Raw genomic sequence first — 20,662 nt, forward strand, 5'->3', positions numbered from 1 at the left:
GTACGCGGGCCAGAGTGTTCCGTCATGACTCTCCCTCCGGTCTCTCCATCGACTGCCCTCGACTGCCGCTTTGCAACACGTCTGCTGGGTAACGAAGTTGAGGGTTTCTCGGGGTGGGGTATCTGAGACACGCTCATCCTCCCTAGCGGGCCTTCGATTCCGGGATGGCGTTCCGGTGCGTCGCCCGGAGCTGAGCAAGGATCGCAGAGCGATGCATCATGGTGAGTCGTTGTGTAGTTTTTGGGGTCAGGCTGGCATGCCTCCCTGGCGCGGTCGGGCGTACCGCCGCGGGCTGAGTGCGCCCAGGTGTACAGCGACGACAACGGAAGCACTCGGCTGCGAAAGGCGGGTGTCCTGGGATGAGACAGGTGCAAGCCACATCACGCCTCACCTGCCAACCCACCTGACTTGCAAGCACCGCCGGGCATCTCCAGCTCCACAAGCATCACAACTCGCCGGCCCCTTTCTCCACCCCCCTCCGACAGCCCCCATTGTGTGCTCTGCCGTCTGCCTGCCAGCCCCAGCGGTATTGCCCGGTGTCGGCGTCGTCATGACCAGCGTGATCACTGCCGACCACCGCTTTGCGTCCGATACGGGTTCAGGATCGGAATGCATTCAGGAGGAGCTTCCCGAACTCGGTGGGGTGCGTGGTGAGGCCGGTGTGACCGCCGGGAAAGTGCTGGAGTTCCTTGCTGAGCCGCTCGGCCAGGAAGGCGGCCGCACGGTAGGGCAGCTCGCCGCGTGAGTCCTGGCCGCAGGCGAGCACGAGCCGGTCAGACAGCGCCTCCAGCTTGTGGGTGTCGGGGGCGTAGGACATGAAGCTGGGCACGATGCGCCCGACGAAGTAGGGCAGGTTGGCCATCGTCCGCTCGGCCCGCGCCGCTGCCTGGGGTGGAAGTGTGAGCTCGGCCTTCGGCTCCATGGTCTCGCCGTCCTTCTTGAGACCCGCAGCGAACACGGTCATCGCCGGCATGAGCCCCTCTGTGTGAAGCGTGTCCTGCACGCGCGCGATGAGCATGCGGTGTTCGAGTGCGTCCGGCAGGACTTCCACGACCGGCGGCTCGTGCGCCACGACGCGCTGGACGCGTTCGGGGTGGGTGGTGAGTAGGTGCAGGGCGGCGATCGCGCCCGAGCTGGAGCCGAACACCCGGGCGGGCTCATCTGGTGACAGCAGCGCCAGTATGCGCAAGGCGTCGTCGGCGTGTTCGGCCACGCTCTGCTCCGCTTCAGGGTCGTCCAGGGTACTGCGGGACATGCCTCGCGGGTCGTAGGTGGCGACGGTGTATTCGGTGGTCAGGGCGTCGGTGACGGCATCGTAGGAGGCCGCGTCGCCCGCCCCTCCGGGGATGAGGAGCAGGAGCGGGCCCTGGCCGCGCATCTCGTAGTGCAGGGTCGCACCGCTCACGCGCAGGCTGCCGATGGTCGGGGTGGTCATGCGGGGTCTCCTTCTCGGGAGGGGGGCCAGTGCTCCAGGAGGGTATGGAGGGCGTCGAGGGCGCGGACCCAGGACTGCTGCAGCGAACGGTCGTGCGCGAAGCCGCCCGCGGCCTCCAGGGCGACGAAGCCGTGGAAGGTGCTGCGCAGCAACCGGACCGCATCTGTCAGGTCGGGCTCGGTCAGTCCGTAACCGCGCAGCATGCCGTAGGTAAGCTCGACTGCGCGTCGCGGTCCGGCCGCCTTTGCGGCCAGCGCGGGGTCGATCTGAATCGGGGTCTGCGTCGCCATGTAGCGACCCGGGTGCTTGTGGGCGTACTCCCGCCATGCGTCGGCGAACGCGACCAGGGCGTCCTTGCCTGCCAGTCCGGAGGTCGCCTCCGCAATACGAATGGTCTTCTCGTCCGCCGCCAGCAGCGCAATCCGTCCGCGCAGATCCTCCAGGTTGCGGACGTGCGTGTAGAGGCTCGCGTCCTTCACGCCGAGGCGTCGCGCCAACTGCGACATGGTCACCCGGTCGAGCCCGACCTCGTCCGCCAGTTCGGCACCCGCGATCGTCACTCGCTCCGCCGTCAGCCCTGCTCGCACCATGCACCCTCCCTGTCATCCTAGAAGCCCTAGTTTTAACCTAGGGGCCCTAGGTAATGCAACCGGGAGCCATCACTCACACCGGTACTGCTCCTGGGGGTGGCGCGCGACACCGAAGAAGTCGGCCGCCCGGCTTCGGCACTTCGAAGCTCGCTTCGCCGGGGCGCGGTGAGTGGCGGGTGGCCGGGGGCAGGGGTGAAGCTGGAGGTGGCCGCCGGAGGCCGGGAGCAGCCCGGCGGAAGTGCCTTCGGGCCTGTGCACAGGGGGCCGCGGGTGCGGTCGGGTGACTCGAAGCCCGGGATCGGGGAACCGGAAGTGGGGCCATGACCCACCAGGGGAGGCCGGGCGTGCGGATGATCGGCTTTCTCATCGGAAGAAGGACCATGATGGCGCACGAAGAGGACGACGGGCGTACCGGCGGCGGCGACGGCGCCACACGCCGCCGTCCGCTGCGCGAGCGGCACGTCGAGGAGACGGTCGAGGTCGCGGTGCCGGTCCGTACGGCCTACAACCAGTGGACGCAGTTCAAGACGTTTCCGCGTTTCTCGGCCGTGGTGCGCGACGTCGAGCAGGTCAGGCCCACGGTCACCGCGTGGACCATCGGCTACGGCCCGGTGCGCCACCGTTTCGCGGTCGAGATCGTGGAACAGGACCCCGACGCCTACCTGGCCTGGCGGGGCTTGGAGCAGCATCCCACCCATGAGGGCGAGGTCGAGTTCCGGCCGACGGAGTCCGGGGGTACGGCGATCACCGTCCGGATGCTCCTGCGGCCGCACGGCGCCGTGAAGGTCCTCGCCCGTTCCCGCAGGGTCACGGAGTTGGCCGCCCGGTTGGTCCGCGGAGAACTTGTCAGCTTCAAGGATTTCATCGAAGGGCTCGGCCAGGAGGGTGGCGCCTGGCGCGGCACCATCCGTAACGGCCGTGTCCAGCACGACACCCCGGAACCGCCCAGGAGCCGTGTCGCCCAGTGGCCCGTCGGCTGACCCGCCCGCCCGACACGGCAAGAGAAAGGCCAAGCGATGCAGAACCCGCCCGGTGAGGAGCCGGAGACCTCCCTCTCCGTGACACCGCCGAAGAAGTGGGCGGCCGGGGTGCCCGCCGTCGTGCACGCGCTGGAGTACTCCCTGGAGCAGACCTCCCCGCGCAAGACCGGGGTCGACCTGCTCACCATGAACCAGGTGGGCGGGATCGACTGCCCCGGCTGCGCGTGGGCGGACCCTGCCCCGGGCCGGCGTCACCGCAACGAGTACTGCGAGAACGGCGCCAAGCACATCAACGACGAGGCCACCACGCGCCGGATCACCGCCGGCTTCTTCCGCGAGCACAGCGTGTCAGACCTGGCCGCCCGTTCCGACATGTGGCTCAACCAGCAGGGCCGGCTCACCGAGCCGATGATCAAACGGCCCGGATCGGACCACTACGAGCCCATCGGCTGGAACGACGCCCTGGGCGTCCTCGCGCAGGAACTCAAAGGGCTGGACTCGCCCGACGAGGCGGTCTTCTACACCTCCGGCCGGGCCAGCAACGAAGCCGCCTTCGTCTTCCAGCTCTTCGCCCGCGCCCTGGGCACCAACAACCTGCCCGACTGCAGCAACATGTGCCACGAGTCCAGCGGCTTCGCCCTGAACGAGACCCTCGGCGTCGGCAAGGGCACCGTGAGCCTGGACGACCTCCACCACGCGGAACTGATCTTCCTGGTGGGGCAGAACCCCGGCAGCAACCACCCGCGCCAGCTCTCCGCCCTGGAGGAGGCCAAGCGCAACGGCGGCCGCATCGTGGCGGTCAACCCGCTGCCGGAGGCGGGGCTGCGGCGCTTCAAGAACCCGCAGAAGCCGCGCGGGGTCGTGGGGCGGGGCACCCAGATCGCCGACCGTTTCCTGCACATCAAGCCCGGCGGGGACCTCGCCCTGTTCCAGGCACTGAACCGGCTGCTGCTGGAGGCGGAGGACGCGCGCCCCGGCACCGTCCTGGACCACGACTTCATCGACGCCCACACCTCCGGCTTCGAGGAGTTCGCCCGGCACGCCCGCACCGTCGACTGGGACGACGTGCGCGCGGCGACGGGACTGACCCGCGAGGAGATCGAGAAGGTCCGCGACGAGGTCCTGGCCAGCGAACGGGTCGTCGTGTGCTGGGCGATGGGCATCACCCAGCACAAGCACGGCGTGCCCACCATCCGGGAGATCGTCAACTTCCTGATGCTGCGCGGCAACCTGGGACGTGCGGGCACGGGCGTCTGCCCGGTGCGCGGCCACAGCAACGTCCAGGGCGACCGCACCATGGGCATCTGGGAGCAGATGCCGGACAGCTTCCTGGACGCCCTGGGAGAGGAGTTCGGCTTTGACCCGCCGCGCCCGCACGGCCTGGACTCGGTGAACTCGATCAAGGCGATGCTGGAGGGCCGTGTCAAGGTCTTCCTCGCCCTGGCCGGGAACTTCGTGCGGGCAGCGCCCGACAGCGAGGTCACCGAGAAGGCGATGCGCACGTGCCGGCTGACCGCCCACATCTCCACCAAGCTCAACCGCTCGCACACCGTCTGCGGTGACACCGCCCTGATCCTGCCGACGTTGGGGCGCACCGAGCGTGACGTCCAGGCCGACGGCGAGCAGTTCGTCACCGTCGAGAACTCCATGAGCGAGGTGCACACCTCCCGGGGACGGATCGAACCGGCCTCGCGCATGCTGCTCAGTGAGGTCGCCATCCTGTGCCGGCTCGCCCGGCTCAGCGTCGACGGCACGGGGGACATCCCCTGGGCGAAGTTCGAGGGCGACTACAACGCCATCCGCGACAGCATCTCCCGGATCGTGCCGGGCTTCCACGACTTCAACGCCCGGGTGACCCGCCCGGGTGGGTTCCAGCTGCCCAACCCGGTCAACGAGGGCGTGTTCCGGACCGAGACCGGCAAGGCCCGCTTCACCTGCAACGAGCCGGTGGTCCCCCTGGCCCCCGAGGGACACCTGCTGCTGCAGACCCTGCGCTCGCACGACCAGTGGAACACCGTCCCTTACACCAACAACGACCGCTACCGGGGCATCCACGGCAGCCGCCACGTCGTCCTGGTCAACCCGGCCGACCTGTCCGTGCTCGGCCTCGCCCAGGGCGACCGGGTGGACCTGGTGAGCGTCTGGGGGGACGGCATTGAGCGCCGGGCCGAGAATTTCGAGGTCGTGTCCTACCCGGCGGCCAAGGGGTCGGCTGCCGCCTACTACCCGGAGACGAACGTCCTGGTGCCGCTCGACAGCGTCGCCGACATGAGCAACCAGCCCACGTCCAAGGGCATCGTCGTCCGCCTGGAGCCCACGGGCGACCGGTCCCAGGAGGCACCCGTCTGACCGGGGCCGAGGCCGGGACCGGGACCGGCGACGTCGCGCCTTGGCGAGCGCGCGCCCGGGTGGAGATGCGCGGGCCGGGTAGCCGGGAGGGGCCCCGGTGCCGCAGGTTCGGTGCCGGGGCCCACCGGCGCGGCTATGCGTGGCCGGTGTAGGCGGCGCTGCACGAGAAGGCTTCGCCCTTGACCGCGCAGAGCTGGATGGCGACCTCGGTGCCTTCTGCCAGGTTGCCGGTGTTCCACGGGCTGGTGTAGCCGGCCCCGTGCCCGCGTGTGGTGGCGACGCGGTCCGCCGAGATCGGAATGATCATGCTTGCTTCCATTCCCCACCCGTCGGCCAATTTGTCGTACACCTGGAAGGCGTCCCCGGGAATACCGCAGCACCCCGGATCGGCGTTCCACACCATGACGCCCGCATAGGTCCCGTCGTTGTAGGCGGTGATGGTGAAGCTTCCGTCGGAGGCGACGCTGCTCTTTTTGAAGGTCCAGCTGGCTGCCGCTGCGTCGGTCGTCCCGAGCGTGACCGAGGCGGCGACCGTCATGGCGGTCGCCGCCAGCAGAGTGGCGATCCGGTTTTTCATCTTGGCCATCAGGAGCTCCTCGCAGCCGAAACGATCGGGTGGGAGAGAGACTGCCGGATGGCCTCGCGGGTGTCGTTGGCGGTCTGTCCACAGTTCCTTGGCCGGGCGTCCCGAACAGCCGTGCCGGATCGGCTGACCGTCGCGGCCAACGGGGGCGCCGAAGAGCGGATCGCCCGTCGGCGCCGGACGCGCGGCCGCCGGTTGCGTGGGCGGCGACCGCTGTCTGACGGGACCACCGACCACACAACCGTCAACCCCGCGGACATTGATGGGGGACCCTGTGAACGCGTAAGACGTCGCGGGGCTGATGGATAAGGTGTGCTGACGCCCAAGATCAAAAACGAGGGGCCGCCTCGCAAGGGCGTAGGGGTGGCCGGACAGGTACGGAAGAGTGCGAAAGACCACGGGGAAGATCCTGGCGCTGGGCACCATGGCGACACTGGCGGTGGCCGTCAGTGCCTCGCCTGCGGCTGCGGCAGACAAGACGATCCGCAACGTCAAGGGTGCGTACGGCATCAGCGGGGAGTACTGGTACAACAGCGGGTCCTCGGCACGCGGCCTGAACGCCGTCGCGGCTCACAAGTCGGATCTCAAGAAGAAGTCGACGCTGTACGCCCGTTGGCTCTACAAGAAGCCCGGCGGCACCTACAAGGTGGGCAAGTCCTGGAGGAAGGCAACACTGTTCCGCGTGTTCGACGGAAGCTACGACGCCCAGGTCGCCTGGGGGAAGAACGACAGCCACACCGGGCCCAAGTTCCCCAAGAACACGGTGATCTGCACCCAGTTCAAGGGCAGCTCCACGAAGGTGTGCGCCACCCTGAAGTAGGACGCTGCTCAAGGCTTCGGCGTAGTCGCGTGACGCCTGGTTCGTGACGATCTGTCAGCTCGTCAGTGCCACCGGAACGTGACAGGCACGGCTTCCAAGATCATGGAGTTCTCCATGCCCGTGATCGAAGTGGAAGACCGTGCCCGCCGACGCACCCGTCGCTTCCCGGACCGAGACCCAGGCGGCGTGCGCACGCTCTGGCTATCGTGCTCGCACTGACCGCGTGCGCCGTTCTGGCGGGGGGCGACCTCCGTGCCGGCGGTCAGCGAGTGGATCGCCGATGCCCCGCCCCACCCGCTCCTCCTCTCTGAGCGTGGGGAGTCATCTCACCGCCTCGCGGTGATGGCGAGGTTTCGGGTCACGTGGTGGTCACGTGGTTCCGGCCTGAAGGCGGAGGCCTGACAAAGTCAGCTCCAGTGCGGCGACGAACTGGTCCCTGTCGTCGTGCCCCGCGAATTCGTCGGCGATCTGCTGCACGAACGGAAATTCGACGCTGTCGAGCGACCGCCACTGCTCGACGAAGCGGTCGAGGTACGCGTCGCGGTCCATGTGGCCGTCGAGCACTTCCTGAGGGATCTCCGCGCCCAGGTCGGCGGCCGTGCCGATGACCACGCCCGTGATCGCCGACACCGCGTGGAAACGCTGCCGCGGCGTGAGGTCGAGGCGGAGGGTCTGCTGGCCGAGCTTCTCGTACAGCCGCAGCGAGTTGCCCTGCACGTCGGTGTTGCGCATGAAGTACGCCGTCAGCCAGGGCCGGTCGACGATCGCGTCGAACAGCGTGATGGCCATGGCACGGAGGTCGGCGATCGGGTCGTCGCTCTGCGGATGCCCCTCGACGAGGGCCAGGGCCTCCCCGATCGCGTGGTCGGTGGCGCGGTCGAGCAGTTCGTCCTTGCTGGAGACGTACCAGTAGATGGTGCCGACGCCGGTGCCGAGACGGGTGGCGAGCGCGCGGAAGGTCAGTGCCGGTGCGCCCGCCTCGTCGAGCAGGGCCACGGCTGCGCCGAGGACAGCCTCCAGCGAGTGCGAAGCACGCTTGCGCCCACGGGGAGAGCCTTTGGAGGGGAGCGTTCGCGGGCCTGTCATGGCATCCATCCAATCACAGCTTGCCCTCGTATCGAACATGGTTCTAGTATCGAACCACGTTCCAATATCGAACGTCGTTCGTTGCGACGTTCAGGGAGGGGGCCGGCCATGACCGCCGTCACCGATTTCGCTCCACCTTCACGCCGCACCTATCCGTCGCTGCGCGCGGCCTGGGTCCCCCTGGCCGCGCTCTGCCTGGCCTTCTTCGTCGAGATGGTCGACAACACGCTGCTCTCGATCGCCCTCCCCACCATCGGCCGCGACCTCGACAGCGGCACGACCGCTCTGCAATGGGTCACCGGCGCCTACTCGCTGACCTTCGGCGGCCTCCTCCTCACGGCAGGGTCGCTCGCCGACAGGCTCGGGCGACGGCGGGTGCTGCTCGTCGGCCTCGCCGTGTTCGGGCTGCTCAGCCTCTGCGTCGTCGCCGTCGACTCCGCAGGGCAGCTCATCGCGCTGCGTGCGGGGCTCGGCATCGCCGCCGCCGCCATGGCGCCCATCACCAACTCCCTCGTCTTCCGGCTCTTCGACGACCAGGCGCTGCGCATGCGCGCGATGACCCTGATGATCGTCGTCGGCATGTCCGGCTTCGTCCTCGGCCCGCTGCTGGGCGGCACGGCCCTCGCCCATGTGCGCTGGGAGTGGCTGCTTGTCGTCAACGCGCCGATCGCGCTGGTCGCGGCCATCGGCGTGCGCCTCGGCGTGGCCGCCGACCGGCCCGAGGACCTGACCAGGGACCCACTGGACCTGCCGGGCGCCGTCCTCAGCCTCCTGGCCATCGGCCTGGCCTGCTACTCCCTGACCAGCGGCATCGAGCACGGCTGGCTCTCCCCTGCCACCGTCACGTCGATCCTCGGCGCCGTGGCGGCGGGCGTCGCGTTCGTGTGGCACGAGCGCCGCAGCGCCGCGCCCATGCTGGACCTGAAGATCTTCTCCAGCGGCACCGTCCGCGGCGCGGCCATCGCCCAGACCGGCACGGCCATCGCGATGGCCGGCGTGATGTTCGGGCTGATCCTCCACTTCCAGTACGCCTACGGATGGAGCCCCGTGCGCGCAGGCCTCGCGAACCTGCCGATCATCGTGACCATGATCGTCGCGACGCCGCTGTCGGAATGGCTCGGCAAGCGGTTCGGGCACCGGGTCGCCTGCCTGGTCGGCGCCGCCTGTCTGGCCACTGCCCTGGCCGGCCTCGCCTGGGGCGTCGACCACGGGTACGCCGCCATCGCCGTCTCCATGGTCGTGATGACGATCGGGCTGCGCACCGTCATGACGATCTGTGCCATCGCCCTGGTGGACGCGATGCCGGCCAACCGCACGTCGATCGGCGCCGCCCTCAACGACACCGCCCAGGAGATCGGGACCAGCGTCGGCACCGCTGTCGTCGGCACCCTGATCGCCGCACTGGTCACCACCCGACTGCCCGCGGGCGCATGGAGCAGCGACCTCGTGCAGTCCTTCTTCCGAGGCGAGCGGATCACGTACGCCGTACTCGCGGTGATCGTCGGTCTGATCGCGGCAGGCGGTGCGCTCACGCTCACCGACTCCCACTCCGTCGAAGAGCCGGCCTGAACCATCGCGGCCGGGGCCGGTCGAGCGAGCGTGCGGCGGCACGAGACAGGGGTGTGAGGATGCGTGCAGACACGTTCAATCGCGTTCCTGGTGGGCCGGCTCCGGGGCTTCACCCGGTGTCGGCCCCCCTCCGGGCCAGGACGGCCTTGGCGGCCAGACCGAGGTTCCTGATCATGGGATTCGGGTCGCCCTTGCGGCCGACCAGGACGACCTGGCTGGGGGGAGCACCCTCGATCGGGACGGTGACGAGGTCGGGACGCAGTGAGCTGCGCCGATCGCTGACCGGTAGGACGGCGATCGCCCCGCCGCTCGCGACGAGTTCGAGCTTGTCCTCGTAGCTCTCCATCGGCGGCACGCCGGCCCCGAGGATCCGGTAGGACGTCCAGTCCGCGGTCTCGAACGCGCACGGGGCCGCCTCTTGGTCGGCCAGTTCTTCCGCGGTCACCGACACACGGTCGGCCCAAGGGTGGCCGCGGGGGACCACGAGCATCCGGGGCTCCTCGTACAAGGGGGTCGTGGACACGTGGTCGGCGGCGAGCGGCAACGGGGTTCGCGCGATCAGGGCGTCGACGCGCTTGTCGGACAGTGCGCCGACGTCGCGGCAGCTCAGGTGCCGGGTGGCGATCTCGGCGTCCGGGTGACGGTGGCGCAGTTCGCGTACGGCGTCGGTGATCACCAGGTCTTCGACGTAGCCGATGGTGATCCGTTCGGTCCGGGCTTGTTCACGGACGGCCAGTTCGGCCTGGCGGGCGGCCCGCAGCAGGGCTTGGGCCTGCGGGAGGAACGTCCGGCCCGCCGGAGTGAGCCGGGCGCCCTGGGGGGTGCGGTCCAGCAGTCGTGTGCCGAGGTATTTCTCGAGCCGCTGGATCTGACGGCTCAGCGCCGGCTGGGCCACGTGCAGGTCGGCGGCGGCCCGGCCGAAATGCTGGTGCGCCGCCACCACGGTGAAGTAGCGCACGAGCCGCAGTTCCAGGTCCTGTCCGAGATCGTTCACCGTTGCAGGGTACGCGTCATGCCGTTTCGGAATGACCGGTTGCCGAAGGGGTCTTGGACGGCCATGCCGGCCGGGGCCTTGACTGAAGGAGCAACGTTTCCCAGAGAAGGCGACAGGCGCGATGAAGGCGATCCAGTTCCACGTGGCGGGCGGTCCGGACGTTCTGCGGTACGACGAGGTGCCGGTTCCCGGGATCGGTCCGGGCGAGGTGCTCGTGCGGGTGCACGCGGTGGGCGTCAACCCGCCGGACTGGTACCTGCGTGAGGGGTTGAAGGTCATGCCGGCCGAGATGAGGCCGGTGCTGGAGTTCCCCCTCATCCCCGGAACGGACATGTCGGGCGTGGTCGAGGCGGTCGCTCCGGACGTGTCCGGGTTCGCCGTCGGCGACGAGGTCTTCGGCATGCTGCGGTTCCCGGGATTCGCCGGTCAGACGTACGCCGAGTACGTGGCCGCGCCGGCTTCCGACCTGGCTCACAAGCCGGCCGGTATCGACCACGTCGAGGCGGCCGGGGCCCCGATGGCCCTGCTGACGGCCTGGCAGTACCTGGTCGATCTCGGCCATGACGTGCCGTCTCCCTTCACCGGCCAGGTGCACCGGCCGGTGCCGATCACGCCGGGGATGACCGTGTTGGTCAACGGGGCCGCTGGTGGAGTGGGTCACTTCGCGGTGCAGTTGGCGAAATGGAAGGGGGCGCACGTCGTCGCGGTTGCCTCGAGCCGGCACGAGCAGTTCCTGCGCAAGCTCTGCGCCGATGAGTTCATCGACTACACCACGACACGGGCCGCGGACGTGGTCAGCGGCGTCGATCTGGTGATCGACGCCGTCGGTGGCCCGGACAGTTCGCGTCTGCTGACCGTGCTCAAGCGCGGCGGCACCATGCTTCCTGTCTTCTTCGCCCAGTACGACCCGGAAGAGACCGCGCGTCTTGGCATCACCGTCTCGAACATTCAGGTGCGTTCCAACGGCCCCCAGCTCGCCGAGATCGGACGCCTGCTCGGCGAGGGCAGGCTCCGGGTCGGGGTGGACAGCACCTACCCGCTGTCCGAGGCGGGCAGCGCGCACACGCGAGCCGCGCGGGGCCACATCCAGGGCAAGATCGTGCTGACGGTGGTCTCTTGACCGGCGACCAGGGCCTGCTCGGGATGGACGCCGGTGTCGGCGGCGACAGGACCGGCCCGAGGTCGAGCACCTCGTCGACCAGGTCGGCGACGGACCGGGGCAGGTGGTCCTCGGGCGGTCGGTCGTCCAGCGACGGCGGCAGGAGCAGGACCTGATGCGGACGAACGCCCGGGCGAGGGCGCCGGATGCCTGTTCAGGCGGTCGCAGACCGGAGCTGGTGCGGCATGTTCCACCCCTCGGCGAGCCTCGACGGGTGCACGTTGCGTCCCCCGCCGAAGAACTCGCAGAACTTCATGATCAGCGGGTCCCAGCCGAGCGGGTCCACGTGGTGCGTCCCCGGGATGACCAGGTCTTCCTCTACATGGGCGCGAAGGACCTCGACCTCGAAGGCGGTGGCATGCCCGTCGGGACCGCCGAAGGGATGGGCCGCGACGAGCCTGCATTCCAGCTGGACCGGGCATTCCGCGACCCTGGGGGCCCGGACCAGGTCCGATGCCTGCTCCGTCAGCTGCGCGGTCGAGAACTTGTCCGGCTCGTATCGGTAGCCCTGCTTCTCCTTGTGGTCGGGCACGGCTGACTTTCCGGTGGTGAGCGCGATCCGGTCGACGGCATCGACCATCGCCGACGAGGGCAGATTGAGCACGCATTCGCCCTCCCGCAGCAGGTTCGCGGTGGTCTGGGCGTTGTTGCCGAGACCGAGCATGCAGGACTGGTCCAGCCACCACGCTGAGGACATCGGCGCGAGGTTCGCCGTGCCGTCCTCGTTGAGTGAGCTGATCAGCACCACGGGCGTTCCGAAGTACAGGACCTTGAGCCCGGGGACGACATGCATGTGCTGTGCCTTTCGCGGAGTGTCGGACGGACAGGTCCGCCATCAGGAGCACGAACCGTCGTCGACTCTCTCGCGAGCGCGACGCCGACACTGGCGGCATCACGACATCAAGTTCTCGGCCGGCAGAGCAGTCGCCCGATGACAGGCCCGCCGTCGATCACGGGGACGCGCTCCCGGTCCGCCGGCAGCACCGGGCGAGCCGGGCCACCCCCCGTCGCCCGCCGGTCGCGCGGCTCGATCAAGGCTCTTAGCGTGGAAGAAGGAGTGTCCCCCCGCGGCCGCCGTCCCGGCCCATTGGTGCTCAGCCGCAACGCGCCGGCCAACGGACCCACACGCGTCGGGGCCGCGCGCCACGCAAGGCAGGAGGCGATGGGGGGTGAGCACGGACTGGCAGTTGCTCGAATCCGGACCGGCGGACGCCACGAACACGGTGCTGCTGCTTCCTGGGGGCATGTGCGGCGCAGAGTCGTTCGCGGAGGTGATGGCGCAACCCGCGCTCGGACGGCTGCGGCTGGTGGCCGCGACCATGCCGGGACACGCGGGGGCGGCGCCTCTGAAGGAGTGCAGCATGGCGTCCTACGCGCGGGCGTCGGCCGTGCTGGCGGCCGGGATTCGGGCGGACGTCGTGGCCGGGTTCAGCATGGGCGCGTCCGTCGCGGTGGAGATGGTCACCTCCGGCGCGTTCACCGGGCCGGTCGTGCTGTCGGGCGTCAGCCTCAGCTCTCCCGACGAACCGGCGTTCTTCCGTGGGCTCGTGGCGCTGGGCCGCGTACTCGGCGGCATCCCGGTGAGGCTGCTGGGCAAGGCGACCGGGGTGATGCTCAAGCAGATGCGGATGTCCACGGAGCGTCAGGCAGAGCTGCGCGCCGACTTCGGCAGGAACGACCCGGCGGTCGTGCGGCGGATCCTGCTGGAGTACACACGGTGGCTGCGCCAGGACGAGCAGCGGGCCGTCCGGCTGTGCCGGGCCGGCGTGCCGACCTGGACCATCCACACCGAGAAAGGCGACGGCGGGCTCACCGACGGCGAGCGCAGCACCCTGGAAGCCTGCCCGAACGCCCGGCTGGTGACGATCCCGGGCTCGGTGTTCTTCCTCCCGGTGGAGGCCCCCGAGCCGCTGGCCGCGGCCATTGCCGAGGCAGTCGCCTTCGCTTCCCGCCCGTGACCGACGGTGGTCCAGCACAGTGGTCCGGCAGTGGTGAACGCCTCGGGGCGCATTCCTCCACTCCGAGCGGCGAGCAGCCGGTGGGTACAGTGGTGACCTCCGGAAAGCAGCAGGTCAGCCGCTGGAGATGCGGTTGGTCGGTAGCAGTGGGCAAGGAGTACGCGGAGCATGGCCGTGAAGCTGCGGGACCACCAGGTCGAGGCCGTTGCCGCCGTCGTGCGGGGGCTCGACGTGCCGCCGGGTGGTATCCCTTCCGCCGGTCTGCGGGGGCAGGTGCACGCTGCGTGCGGGACGGGGAAGACCGTCATCGCTGCGGCAGCCGCCAAGCGGTTGGTGCCTCATGGTCGCGTGCTCGTGCTGGTGCCGACGCTGGATCTGCTGGCGCAGACGGTGAAGGCGTGGCACGAGACGGGGCATCGGGGGCCGGCGGTCGCCGTGTGTTCGCTCCAGGACGATCCGGAGTTGTGGAACCTGAAGGTGCGGGCCACGACGAATCCGATCCAGCTGGCGCTGTGGCACGGTTCCGGGCCGGTCACCATGTACGCGACCTATGCGTCGCTGGGTGTGCTCGCGGAGGCCTTCGAGGGGGCCTACGGTCAGCGGCTGGATCCCGTGGATCTCGCGGTGGTCGACGAGGCGCATCGGACGAGTGGGTCGATGGGCAAGGCGTGGGCGGACGTTCATGATCAGAGCGTTGTCCCGGCCGATCGCCGGTTGTATCTGACGGCCACGCCGCGGATCTGGCAGGAGCGTCTGGAGCGGGAGGTTCCCGAGGGGGTTCGTGATCCGCTGCCGCGGGAGATGGCGGCTTCCATGGACGACGAGAAGGTCTTCGGGCCCGTCCTGTACAAGCTGTCGCTGGCGTCCGCGGTGTCGCGCGGTCTGCTGGCCCGGTATCAGATCATTGTCGTCGAGCTTCAGGATCCGGTGGTCACTCCGGAGCGGCTGATGAGCGAGGCCCGGCATACGGAGGAGGTCCGCGGGCAGCGACTGGGGGCGTTGCAGGCCGCGCTGCTGCACACCATGGCGCAGCATGATCTTCAGACCTGCATCACGTTCCATCATCGGACGATGGAGGCGCAGGCCTACGCCGAGGGGCTGGAGCGCGTCTCGGCGGCCCTGTACGCGGACCGGCCCCGCGAGTATCCGGAGCGGATCTGGGCGGACTGGCTGTGCGGTGAGCACGCGCCCGGGCACCGGCGGAAGGTCCTCGGCTCGTTCGGGTCCACTGGGCAGCGTGCCGTGCTGTCCAACTGCCGTGTGCTCGGGGAGGGCATCGACATCAGGGCCGTCGACAGCATCGCGCTGCTGGATCCGAAGGGCGCCCCGCATGACATCGTCCAGGCCATCGGCCGGGCGCTGCGGCAGACGCCGGGGCAGGGGAAGCTCGCTTCGTTGATCGTGCCGGTGTTCCTCCAGCCGGGCGAGCGGCCGGAGGACATGTTCACCTCGGGGTCGTACCGGCCGCTGGTGAAGGTGCTGGAGGGGCTGCGGGCTCACGACGAGGAGGCCGTCGAGCTGCTGGCGATCCCGCAGGAGCCGCAGAGGGGCGTGGCGCAGCCGTCCTTGTTCATCGGTCCGCCGCCCGGGGAGGGGGAGGTCGATTCGCGTCTGCTGTTGCGGTTCGCCGCTCCTCGTGACCCGGTCATGATCGCGGACTGGGTGTCGTTCAACGTCATCGACACCGAGCGCCAGGACTGGGCGCGCGGCTGGGCGGCGTTGAAGACGTTCGTCGAGCGCGAGCAGCACGCCCAGGTGCCGTACGGGCACAAGGAGGGCGCGTACCCGCTGGGGCAGTGGGTCGCGGAGCAGCGGCGGGCCCACGGGGCCGGTCAGTTGGGCAGCCGGCGTGTGGCGCGGCTGGAGGAGCTCGGCATGCTGTGGTCGCCGGCCGATGAGCGGTTCCAGGCGAACCTTCAGGCTGCCAAGGCGTATTACGAGCAGCACTGGACGCTGTGCGCGCCTCGTTCGGCCGCCGTGCTGGACCGGCCTGTGGGTCAGTGGTTGTCCAACCTGCGCCGTCCCGGGGCTCTGGACGGACGTCCCGAGTGGCGGGCAGCGCTGGAGGACGTCGATCCGGACTGGAATCCGGCGTGGCCGGCGGACTGGCAGCGGCATTACGCCGCGCTGCGTGAGCTCGTGCGCGAGGAGGAGGGGGCGACGGAGGTTCTGCCGGGGCTCACCGTGCACGGCATGGACATCGGGCGGTGGCTGGCCCGGCAGCGTAGGCCCGAGGTGTGGGCTTCCCTGGCGGAGGGGCAGCGGGAACGGCTCGGGCAGGCGGGTGTGACGCCGATGGCCGCGTCGGCGCAGGCGTCTTCGAAGTCGTCCGTCCCGCGTATGACCGCCTTCGAGCGGGGGCTGGCGGCTCTCACGCAGTACAAGTTGCGCGAGGGGACCGTGAAGATCCCCCGGGGGCATGTGGAGCGGCTGGACGACGGTACGGAGGTCAGGCTCGGAGTGTTCCTGTCGAATCACCGGACCCGGCGCGCGAAACTCACCGCGGACAGGCTCGCCGCGCTCGCCACGCTGGGGCTGGACTGGGCGCGGAAAGGTTAAGGAGTGGGATAAGTTTACGGTTAAGCAGCACAGCACTACCGGGTCCTGACGTGAAGGTGCGGGAAATGGCATCCGAGGAAGAACTGTTCGCCTCCGTCGACGCTCTGTTGAACGAGGAGCCGCATCTCCCGCCCCCGGCTGAGCGTGCCCGGCTGCGTGAAGCCGCCGGGATCACCCAGGCCCGCCTCGCCACCGCGCTGAAGACGACCACCCAGTCGGTGAAGAACTGGGAGAACGGGCGCAGCGAACCGAAGTCGCCGCGTCTGGACGCCTACCAGCGGCTGCTGAACGGGTGGGCGGCGAAGTACCCGGCCTCCGGAGCCCTCGCGCCGGCCCCGTCCGCCCCGGTCCCCCAGGCCCCCACCGTTCACACGGCTCCCCCGGCTCCCCAGGCCGCCGCGACGACGCCCGCGGCATCCGTGCCCCCTGCGGCCTCCCGGCAGCCCGCGCCCGAGGGAGCGCGCACGTCCGGCGGGGAGGCGGCGGATGCCGTCCCCGCTCCTCCCGCTTCGGCCCCCGCCCCGGCTCGCGAACGCACCGTCGCCTCGCCCGCCTCCCCCGCGCGGCGCCCGGCCGTGAAGCGGGCGGCGCAGGCGGCCGTGGCCGATCCGCGGTTCCCGCACGGGCCGCTCGCCGTCCTGGACGGTGACGGCTGCGCGTACGGCGTCGACGGCCTCGTCCTGGACTGCCCCGCCACGACCGTCGTGGAGCTGGTCGAGTGGACGCTGCGCGAGTCGGGTCTCGGCGCGCCGAGGCTGAACCGCAACGGCAAGGACTCCGATCCGCTGATCGTGCTCACCGCGTCGGCCGCCGTGAAGCTCGGCCTGCCCGAGCGCCTGGAAGGCCACGAGCAGCGTCGCTCGCTGCGCCTGCCCGAGGACCACCCGGTGGTGAAAGAGGTGGCCAAGGCCAAGTGGCGGCTCACCCAGCGCGGTTTCGGCCCCTGGCCGAGGATCTACCGCAAGGTGCAGGGCCGCGAGCGGCAGTGCGTGCAGCTGGCGATCCTGTCGTGGGACGCCCTCGACGAGCGGGCCTGGCCCGGCGTCGCCGAACGCGAGCCCGCCGAGATCGCCCGCGCGCTGACCGTGTACGCCACCCGCGTCATCACTCCGCGCGGCTCCACCGCCGTCTCCGGTCTGGAACTGATGACGGCGCTGCGTCCCCCCACGCGCGCGGTGCGCGACGAGGCGAGCGGGAACTGGGTGGCGGGCCACAACCCCGGGTCGCTGGGGACGGAGCCGATGGATCCCGCGCCGCCGGAGGCCACCCCCGAGCACCCCGTGGTGGTCGCCGGCGGCTGGACGGGCGGGTTCCTCGACGAGGAGGCCTACCAGTGGGTGCGGCCGGTGGACCTGCTCAGCGACGAGGAGTGCACGCTGCCGTACGCGGTCGGTCTCGACCTCAACACCGCGTTCCTGGCCGCCGCGGCCCGTCTGGTCGTCGGCCTGTCCGCGCCCGACCACTTCCGCGGGCCGGCCTTCAATCCGAAGATCCCTGGTTCGTGGCTGGTGGATCTCTCGCACGTGGAGGTGGACCCGCGGCTGCCGTCGCCGTTCACGCCCAGCGGTGAGCGGCCGACGGGGCCCGCCTGGTACCAGACCCACACCGTCGCCTACGCGCAGGAGCTGGGCTTCAACGTCCGTCCGGTGGAGGCCTATCTGCGCCGCGAGACCGGCGCGTATCTCGACCCGTGGCACGACCGGCTGCGGACGGCGTACGTCGACACGCTCGCCGACCTCGGCGTCACCAAGGACCTGGACGACCGGGAGTTCCTCGCCGCGATGGAGCGGCACAAGGAGGTCGACCCCGCCCTGGCCGCCGTCCTCGCCGCCGTCAAGGCGACCGTCAAGGGCGGGATCGGCAAGCTGCGCGAGCGCCCCCAGGGCCGGCGCTACCAGCAGGGCGAGCGGTGGCCGGCGTTGCAGCGGCCGACCTGGCGGCCCGACATCCGCGCGGCCGTCATCAGCAAGGCCCGGGTGAACATGCACCGCAAGCTCACCAACATGGCGAAGATGACCGGCCTGTATCCGCTCGCGGTCCTGTCCGACTGCGTCGTCTACCCCTCGCCGGGCGCGAGCCCGCTGGACTTCCTGCCGTACGCGGCCTCGGGCAAGCCGCAGCCCGGCGCGTTCCGTCTCGGCCCGACGCCGGGGCTGGCCAAGCTCGAGGGCGTCCAGTCGATGCTGTGGGCCGTCGACCTCATGGAGCAGGGCTACAACCCGGCCCGGCACATCAAGGGCGGCGACGCCGTCCTCGACGAAGGCGAGTGACCCGTGGCCGAGATCGACGACGCCATCGACCGCGCCGACCGGGAGCACTTCACCCGCCAGCCGCCCAAGACCCTCAAGGGCCGTGTCAACTTCCTGGTCAAGCAGCTCAAGACGACCCGGGCGGTCGCGGCGGAGCTCGGGATCAGCCAGCGGTCGGTGGAGCGTTACCGCACCGGTGAACGCAAGCATCCGCCGCAGGCGATCGCGGACCGGATCGACGCCGCCGTGCGGCAGCGGTGGCAGCCGCAGGTGCGCAAGCGCCGACGCAAGCAGGCCGCCACCACCCGCGGGATCACCGTCGAGACCAGGGCCCGGTTCGGCTACACCGCGCCCGTCGGGACCACCGACGACGGACGGTTCCGGCGCCTCACCGTCCACCTCCCTCCGCCCTACGCGCAGCGGCTCTTCGACGCGCGGGAGGCCGGGTCGAGCGACCGGGAGATGCGCGCGATCATCGCCGAGGGCTTCAAGGACGTGTACTTCCAGGACGGCGGGTCCCGCGCCCCGGGCCTCAGCGACGTCACCCTCAACGACATCGACTACCTCGACCTCGACTACTGAGGATTCCCCTTCGGAACGGGTGACGGCGAGGCCGCCCGACTGCCGTTGACGACGAGCAGCGTGCCTCGTCGGTGACGACCAGCGTGCCTGACGAGACCCGAGCGGCCAGACCACCCGCCCCGCTTCGGCACACGGGAGCGGGACCGCTTCGCCAGGCGATGAGCCCTGCGGTAATCCGCTTGAACCGCAGCCGGTCGGATGGGCAGGCTTGCGCGGTGATGGTCGAGCTGGCCCCCCGCTTCCTGACCTGGGACGACGTCGATCCCGCCCGGCATCGCTTCGACGGCGCGTCAGCACCGCGGGCGGTGCGGTCGCTCGGGCCCGCACAGACGGTGCCCAGCCGCCCCGACATCCCCCTCGCTGACCCGGCGATGAGCGCCTGGAGCTGGAGCGAGGGACAGCCCTGGGCCGAAGCCATGTCGCACGCCCTCGCCGAGCACTACGGCCGCTGGACGGCGGGCTGGCGCTGGGCGCACGACGAAGGCGACTTCGACGGAGGACCCGTCGGGAACTGGTGCTGCCCCCGGGACTCGATCACCACTCCTGAGGAGACGCTCACCCGTGTCGTCGCGGCGCTGCGCGAATGGCGCGCGTGGGTGGAGAGTCTCGCCGGGTGGTTCGACGCCTACCCGCTGGACCTGGCCGGCATCGAGGACCAGCGGATCCTGTGGGAGCGTGCCGCCCGCAACCTGATCCTGCACGTAGCCGACCGCACCGGCTGCGGCAGCGGTTGGCACGGACACTGCCGTCAGGTACTCACCTGGTTCCTCAGCCGCTGGGGCGTCGCGCCCGACCGCGCGCAGGAACTGGTCGACGAGGCGATCGGCGGGCGGTTCGCGAGCTGGACGGGCCCCGACATCGTGCTGGTCGACGACATCGCGGAGCACCTCGCGCTGTCGGTGCGGCCGCACGACGGCGCACGATCCGCCGGGCCGGCGCCGGACCACCTCGAGCGCTGGCTCGCGGTGCGCGACACCGTGCCATGGCCGAAGGTTCCGGAAGGCGGCCGGGACGAGCCGGTGGCCCCGTCGCGCGACGGCGCGGCGCAGGACATACAGGCCTTCGACGGCGCCTTGGACCCCGCCCGCGCCCGAGGCCTGCTGACCGCCCTGGAGCTGTTGCGGGCCGACGCGGCCCGCGGCTCCCTTCTTGACTTCGAGCTGCTCCAGCGCTGGCAGCAGCACGTTCTGGGCACACCGCAGCCGCCGTCGTTGCGCGACCGACCGGCCTTCGCCAAGGGAGGACGGGAACGCTACGGAATCGGCCCGGACACCCGAGCCCGCCTCGACGCCTGCCTGGCCGAGAGCGCACGAACCACCGAGCGGCCCCTTTCCCTCTCCGCCCGGGCCGCACGTGCCTATCTCGACGTGTGCTTCTTCCATCCCTTCGACGACGGCAACGCCCGGTCCGCCTTCCTCACCCTCGTCTTCGTCCTCGCCCGCGAGGGCGTAGCGCTCGACGAGGTCAGTCTGCTGCGGCGCGTCACCTTCCAAGCCGACGAGCCGCAGGACGCCCTGATCCTCACGCGGTACGTCGACGGCCACCTCGCAGAGACCCGACGCAGGGTGGCGGCGGAGGACCACAAGCGGTGACGACTACCGTCCCCCCGCGCTGAGACCCCGCACGCCGTCCCCGTCCACACGGCCCAGGTGCGACCGCGCGTGAGCCGGCCGCCTCGGCGCCTCCACGCCCTTTCCGTGCTCCGCGCACCCGCCTCCCACGATCAGGGCGTTTCGCCCCCAACAGCCC

Annotated in this window: 16 protein-coding genes; 10 read left to right on the forward strand and 6 right to left on the reverse strand. The window is 70.3% G+C overall.

Annotated elements, in window-relative coordinates; translation table 11 throughout:
* Window positions 1-598: 598 nt before the first annotated feature.
* Window positions 599-1,435, reverse strand: a complete 837-nt coding sequence (locus KMS84_RS14040) for an alpha/beta fold hydrolase (RefSeq protein ID WP_256916536.1) — start codon at window positions 1,433-1,435, stop codon at window positions 599-601.
* Complete coding sequence (locus KMS84_RS14045) at window positions 1,432-2,025, reverse strand: TetR/AcrR family transcriptional regulator (protein ID WP_256916537.1); 594 nt, start codon at window positions 2,023-2,025, stop codon at window positions 1,432-1,434. Before KMS84_RS14045 ends, KMS84_RS14040 begins: the two co-directional genes overlap by 4 nt.
* A 383-nt stretch (window positions 2,026-2,408) precedes the next feature.
* Here KMS84_RS14045 and KMS84_RS14050 point away from each other — a divergent pair, with 383 nt between their 5' ends.
* Together KMS84_RS14050 and KMS84_RS14055 are read left to right on the forward strand one after the other, a co-directional pair.
* On the forward strand, window positions 2,409-3,005 hold the full coding sequence (locus tag KMS84_RS14050; protein WP_438818934.1) for an SRPBCC family protein: 597 nt from the start codon (window positions 2,409-2,411) through the stop codon (window positions 3,003-3,005).
* Window positions 3,006-3,041: 36 nt separating this feature from the next.
* The gene (locus KMS84_RS14055; RefSeq protein WP_256916539.1) at window positions 3,042-5,354 is read left to right on the forward strand and encodes an FdhF/YdeP family oxidoreductase; all 2,313 of its coding nucleotides are present in this window, start codon (window positions 3,042-3,044) and stop codon (window positions 5,352-5,354) included.
* Window positions 5,355-5,487: 133 nt separating this feature from the next.
* On the opposite strand, the gene KMS84_RS14060 is transcribed toward KMS84_RS14055, so the two are convergent.
* Window positions 5,488-5,940, reverse strand: coding sequence for a hypothetical protein (locus tag KMS84_RS14060; RefSeq protein WP_256916540.1), 453 nt, complete (start codon window positions 5,938-5,940; stop codon window positions 5,488-5,490).
* A gap of 382 nt (window positions 5,941-6,322) precedes the next feature.
* Here KMS84_RS14060 and KMS84_RS14065 point away from each other — a divergent pair, with 382 nt between their 5' ends.
* On the forward strand, window positions 6,323-6,757 hold the full coding sequence (locus tag KMS84_RS14065; protein ID WP_256916541.1) for a hypothetical protein: 435 nt from the start codon (window positions 6,323-6,325) through the stop codon (window positions 6,755-6,757).
* Between the two features lie 369 nt (window positions 6,758-7,126).
* Here KMS84_RS14065 and KMS84_RS14070 read toward each other — a convergent pair whose 3' ends face one another.
* Entirely contained in the window at window positions 7,127-7,777 is a 651-nt protein-coding gene (locus KMS84_RS14070; protein WP_256916599.1) for a TetR/AcrR family transcriptional regulator, read from the reverse strand.
* A gap of 174 nt (window positions 7,778-7,951) precedes the next feature.
* On the opposite strand from KMS84_RS14070, the gene KMS84_RS14075 reads away from it, so the two are divergent.
* The gene (locus KMS84_RS14075) at window positions 7,952-9,412 is read left to right on the forward strand and encodes an MFS transporter (protein WP_256916542.1); all 1,461 of its coding nucleotides are present in this window, start codon (window positions 7,952-7,954) and stop codon (window positions 9,410-9,412) included.
* A 109-nt stretch (window positions 9,413-9,521) separates the two neighbouring features.
* Here KMS84_RS14075 and KMS84_RS14080 read toward each other — a convergent pair whose 3' ends face one another.
* The gene (locus tag KMS84_RS14080; RefSeq protein ID WP_256916543.1) at window positions 9,522-10,406 is read right to left on the reverse strand and encodes a LysR family transcriptional regulator; all 885 of its coding nucleotides are present in this window, start codon (window positions 10,404-10,406) and stop codon (window positions 9,522-9,524) included.
* A 121-nt stretch (window positions 10,407-10,527) separates the two neighbouring features.
* Between KMS84_RS14080 and KMS84_RS14085 the strand changes: the two genes are divergently transcribed.
* Complete coding sequence (locus KMS84_RS14085; RefSeq protein WP_256916544.1) at window positions 10,528-11,526, forward strand: NADP-dependent oxidoreductase; 999 nt, start codon at window positions 10,528-10,530, stop codon at window positions 11,524-11,526.
* A 193-nt stretch (window positions 11,527-11,719) separates the two neighbouring features.
* Here KMS84_RS14085 and KMS84_RS14090 read toward each other — a convergent pair whose 3' ends face one another.
* A complete protein-coding gene (locus KMS84_RS14090; RefSeq protein WP_256916545.1) occupies window positions 11,720-12,358 on the reverse strand; it encodes a flavin reductase family protein in 639 nt (212 codons plus the stop codon).
* A gap of 376 nt (window positions 12,359-12,734) precedes the next feature.
* On the opposite strand from KMS84_RS14090, the gene KMS84_RS14095 reads away from it, so the two are divergent.
* The 5 genes from KMS84_RS14095 (at window position 12,735) to KMS84_RS14115 (ending at window position 20,505) form a co-directional block, all read left to right on the forward strand.
* Entirely contained in the window at window positions 12,735-13,523 is a 789-nt protein-coding gene (locus KMS84_RS14095; RefSeq protein WP_256916546.1) for an alpha/beta fold hydrolase, read from the forward strand.
* A gap of 168 nt (window positions 13,524-13,691) precedes the next feature.
* A complete protein-coding gene (locus KMS84_RS14100; RefSeq protein WP_256916547.1) occupies window positions 13,692-16,082 on the forward strand; it encodes a DEAD/DEAH box helicase in 2,391 nt (796 codons plus the stop codon).
* 65 nt (window positions 16,083-16,147) lie between these two features.
* Window positions 16,148-18,352 (forward strand): telomere-associated protein Tap, encoded by a 2,205-nt coding sequence (gene tap / locus KMS84_RS14105; protein ID WP_256916548.1) that lies wholly within the window; start codon window positions 16,148-16,150, stop codon window positions 18,350-18,352.
* A gap of 3 nt (window positions 18,353-18,355) precedes the next feature.
* A complete protein-coding gene (gene tpg, locus KMS84_RS14110; RefSeq protein WP_256916549.1) occupies window positions 18,356-18,913 on the forward strand; it encodes a telomere-protecting terminal protein Tpg in 558 nt (185 codons plus the stop codon).
* Window positions 18,914-19,131: 218 nt separating this feature from the next.
* The gene (locus KMS84_RS14115; RefSeq protein ID WP_256916600.1) at window positions 19,132-20,505 is read left to right on the forward strand and encodes a Fic family protein; all 1,374 of its coding nucleotides are present in this window, start codon (window positions 19,132-19,134) and stop codon (window positions 20,503-20,505) included.
* Window positions 20,506-20,662 lie beyond the last annotated feature (157 nt).

It is taken from the genome of Streptomyces hilarionis (genome assembly GCF_024539675.1).
Lineage (GTDB): Bacteria > Actinomycetota > Actinomycetes > Streptomycetales > Streptomycetaceae > Streptomyces > Streptomyces hilarionis.

Bases quoted from the DNA above. Each gene is read 5' to 3' on its own strand.
- tap (WP_256916548.1), top strand. From the start codon at position 16,148: ATGGCATCCGAGGAAGAACTGTTCGCCTCCGTCGACGCTCTGTTGAAC.
- KMS84_RS14055 (WP_256916539.1), top strand. From the start codon at position 3,042: ATGCAGAACCCGCCCGGTGAGGAGCCGGAGACCTCCCTCTCCGTGACA.
- KMS84_RS14040 (WP_256916536.1), bottom strand. From the start codon at position 1,435: ATGACCACCCCGACCATCGGCAGCCTGCGCGTGAGCGGTGCGACCCTG.
- KMS84_RS14060 (WP_256916540.1), bottom strand. From the start codon at position 5,940: ATGGCCAAGATGAAAAACCGGATCGCCACTCTGCTGGCGGCGACCGCC.
- KMS84_RS14045 (WP_256916537.1), bottom strand. From the start codon at position 2,025: ATGGTGCGAGCAGGGCTGACGGCGGAGCGAGTGACGATCGCGGGTGCC.
- KMS84_RS14115 (WP_256916600.1), top strand. From the start codon at position 19,132: ATGGTCGAGCTGGCCCCCCGCTTCCTGACCTGGGACGACGTCGATCCC.
- KMS84_RS14085 (WP_256916544.1), top strand. From the start codon at position 10,528: ATGAAGGCGATCCAGTTCCACGTGGCGGGCGGTCCGGACGTTCTGCGG.
- KMS84_RS14050 (WP_438818934.1), top strand. From the start codon at position 2,409: ATGGCGCACGAAGAGGACGACGGGCGTACCGGCGGCGGCGACGGCGCC.
- KMS84_RS14075 (WP_256916542.1), top strand. From the start codon at position 7,952: ATGACCGCCGTCACCGATTTCGCTCCACCTTCACGCCGCACCTATCCG.
- KMS84_RS14100 (WP_256916547.1), top strand. From the start codon at position 13,692: ATGGCCGTGAAGCTGCGGGACCACCAGGTCGAGGCCGTTGCCGCCGTC.
- KMS84_RS14090 (WP_256916545.1), bottom strand. From the start codon at position 12,358: ATGCATGTCGTCCCCGGGCTCAAGGTCCTGTACTTCGGAACGCCCGTG.